The organism is Streptomyces sp. NPDC051133 (genome assembly GCF_040682635.1).
Lineage (GTDB): Bacteria > Actinomycetota > Actinomycetes > Streptomycetales > Streptomycetaceae > Streptomyces.
Window position 1 is genome coordinate 1 of sequence record NZ_JBFBBK010000156.1, and the last position, 3,305, is coordinate 3,305.

Annotated in this window: 1 protein-coding gene; it reads right to left on the minus strand. The window is 66.1% G+C overall.

Features of this window, described 5'->3' with window-relative positions:
• Nucleotides 1-406: 406 nt before the first annotated feature.
• The gene (locus tag AB0N17_RS45735; protein ID WP_366017596.1) at nt 407-2,437 is read right to left on the minus strand and encodes a choice-of-anchor J domain-containing protein; all 2,031 of its coding nucleotides are present in this window, start codon (nt 2,435-2,437) and stop codon (nt 407-409) included.
• Between the last annotated feature and the right edge of the window lie 868 nt (nt 2,438-3,305).

The window sequence follows — 3,305 nt, forward strand, 5'->3', positions numbered from 1 at the left end:
AATCGCAGCCCGGCCGTGTCTGGGGACTCGTCACCTCGGCCGTGGCCGGCAAACCGCAGTGGAGCTGCTCCGCCTCGGCCACCCCGGCCGGCGGCTACGGCACCATCTGGCCACCACGCCTCATCAGCGCGCATCTGCCCGAGGTGGAACTACATGCCCGGCCACGCCCCGACTCGGCCGCGCAAGCAGGAGAGTCGCCCCACCCAGCAGACCCGCGATGCTCGGACGCCGTGTCCTGCGCGCCCGTACCCGGCCGGGCATCGCACAGGAGATTTACGCTCCGCTCAGCACCTACCAGCTGATCAACGTGCGTGCTGCACAGCACGCTGGCCCACCGCCACCACGCAGCGCCCCTCCTGCACGGTGTGCGGAAAGGCCCTGGACGGGGCGCTTGTGCGGTGTTTCATTAGCCGGGCTGGAGCCGGCCGTTGACGGTGAGCCGGTAGGGCGCGGCCGTTTGGATCGTCTCGGTGGGTTCATAGTGGTCGATGATCGCTGCGACCGTCTCGGCCCTGTGCCCCAACAGGGAGTACAGCTGGTCCTCGCTCAGCTCGGCGTGATGGGCGGCGCCGAGGGGGACGTCTGCCGTCCACGCGCGCTTGTGGTCGTTTGTGTACGCGATGAGCCGCAGACTGATGCCGGGAATGGTCTTGATCTGGTAGGCGCTGATGGTCTTCCAGCCGTTCAGGGCCGAGCCGTTGGAGAGGAGCGTGTTGCCCATCTTGATGTTGTCGATCCACATGCCCGGGTAGCTGGCGAAGGAGTCTGTCTCGTAGCGGAAGGCCACCAGCACGGTCTGGCCCGCGAGATCGGTCAGGTCGATACTCTGGTGGGTCCAGCCGCCGGAGCTGCCGTTGAAGCCGGGGAGCTCCGCGGCGATCTCGGGCTCGACGTCGCCGGCCAGTGTGGTGACCATGCCGGCGCTGCGGCGCGAGTGGAAGGTAGCGCCTCCGTCGGTGGAGACCTGGACGGTGCCGATGTCGTCGCCGGGCTCGATGTCCCAGCGGGCGTTGAAGGAGAGCGTCGGGTTGGCCGGGTCGACGGTGACCGGTCGCACGATGCTGCGGTCGATGTTGACCTCGTCGGCCACGGCTCCGGAGTACAGGGCGGCGTCGCCGGCTGGGCGGCCGTTGGTTTGAATGCTCCACTCCACCGGTCGCGGCGGGTAGACGGTGGGGGCGTCGAAGCTGAGTGATTTCAGTGCGCCGGCGTGGAGATAGTGGCCCACGCCGTCACGAAGGCGCACGAAGTCGGCGCCGTTGGGGGGCGCGCCCGGGCGGGTGTACGCGAACCCTGTGCCGAGGTTGACCGTCGAGTGCAGCGCCTTTGACTCGAAGCGACGTGGATCGGCGCCGGTGAGCTTCGCACCGTCATCGAGGACTCCGTCGAGAGCGGCCAAGGTGGACCAGTCCCGCAGGAGCGTGAAGGGGCTCGTGTGGACACCGTGCCGCGCGAGGGTTTCCGCGAGCCGGTCGAAGCCGGAGCCGCCGCCCTCAAAGAGAAGGTCACGGACGAACCCGTGCCCGTACCGTGCGGCGAGCAGGTGGAACATGGTTTCGGCGGCCCCGTAATCGCAGAAGTTGCTCAGGCCGGGGTCGGGCCAGAGGGACTGTGAGTTCTCGGGGCCGCCGATGCGTGCGCCGAACGGGTCGCTGTAGCCGGGCGGTATCACAGCGTCCTGGCGGCCCTGGAAGCACCCGGTCGTCAGGTTGGCCAGTGAGTCCTTGGTCCGGTCGACATAGCCGGCCAACCACTCTGCCCAGTCGGCGGCCCCCTCGGGGATCCAGTTGGGGGCGTCGGTATCTTCAGCCTTGCTGTTCCAGATCACATGGTTGTACTCGTGGGCGAGAATGCCTTCGATCTCGTGTGGGATCGGGAAGCCTTCGTGATTGCGACACGGGTCCAGCGCCAGATTCTGCGGACGGACACCCAGAGTGGTTAGCCACGTGGAGGCCCGGACAATGAGAAAGTTACGATCGACGGTGTCGACGAGATCACCGAGGAACTCTCCGCCGGAGGGGATGTTGTCAACCAACACGACGACACGATCGCCCTGGCCGCGCCAGGCGCCGGCAGGGATGTGCGGGTCGAGCTGGTCCGGCTTGGCATTGCTGCCGTCGCGCGGTGCCGGGAATCCGAACACCCTGCCCTCGCGCGGGCGGATCACCTGCTCGAACTGCCGCACTAGGTAACGCAGCTGCTGGTCGGTGACCACGAGGTCGTCGGTGTTCGAGCTGCGGCATTCGTCAGTGGCCACCCGCATGTCGTCGGCGCGCACCCAGAATTCGGCATGCGGTCCTACGGCACGCAGCTTGAATTCTTTGAGGACGACCTGGGAATCCCAGTCCAGGCTCGGCCAGGTGCGGACGGTCCCTACAGCCGGAACGCCGGCGCCGTAGTGACCGGCACGCGCTTGGGCGGACAGCTTCGCATGCATGTGCCCATGCTGGCCCGAGTGGATGTCTGATGATCCGCGGACCGATGGCCGCGCCTGCGCCTGTGGCGCAATGCCTCCGGCTGCACTTGCATGGGTCGGCACGGGCGACATACCCCAGGCCATGACGAGGGCAGTCAGAACAACCGCCCACCACGCCGTCCGCGAGTGCGTTGTGGCTGAATAACAGTGCCGCATCGAACCCTCATTAGGAAGATATCTAATGAGCGGCGACAATAGCGACAGCATGCCTTGGGCAGTCGGATGTCAGGCTTGCGGTCTCGGAAGACGTCCGCGCGGATCTCTCTTTGTCCGGAACTCTTGAGGGTAAGCCCTGTCTTTTTTGGGCGGGGTTAGCTCATCATTGGCCTGGGGCCGCGTAGCGGCGGAGTTCTCTGAGTTGTCAGTGGCGTGCACTATGCTGATCACACCAGCGGCAGGGGGTGTGATCATGCTGTCCCATCGCCCCTACCTGCTCGACCTCTCGGCTGAACAAGCGCAGACGTGCGAGGAGTTCGGCAACATCTGCCGGTCGGTGTGAAACACACCCCTGGTACGCAGGGAATACCGGCGGCGCGGGGCCTGGGTCAGCTACGCGCCGCAGTATGCCGAGCTGGCGGACGCCAAACGTGAGCACCAATGGTTGAAGGTGGCGCCGTCGCACGCAATTGCAGCAGACACCCAAGGATCTGGACCGCGTCTGCCGGGATCACAGCACATCGGCCCCCAATTGGCAAGCCGCATGCCCCGTACTGAAGACCACACTTGAACGCGGTGTTGCCTGACTCGTCCACCAAGACAATCGTATCCTCGGCTACCGGGGCACCAGCGACCATCGATACCTGGCTCCGCATCCGGGCCTTCTCAGCTT

Excerpts from the sequence above, each read along its gene's own strand:
- AB0N17_RS45735 (WP_366017596.1), bottom strand. The coding sequence starts at position 2,437 with ATGCATGCGAAGCTGTCCGCCCAAGCGCGTGCCGGTCACTACGGCGCC.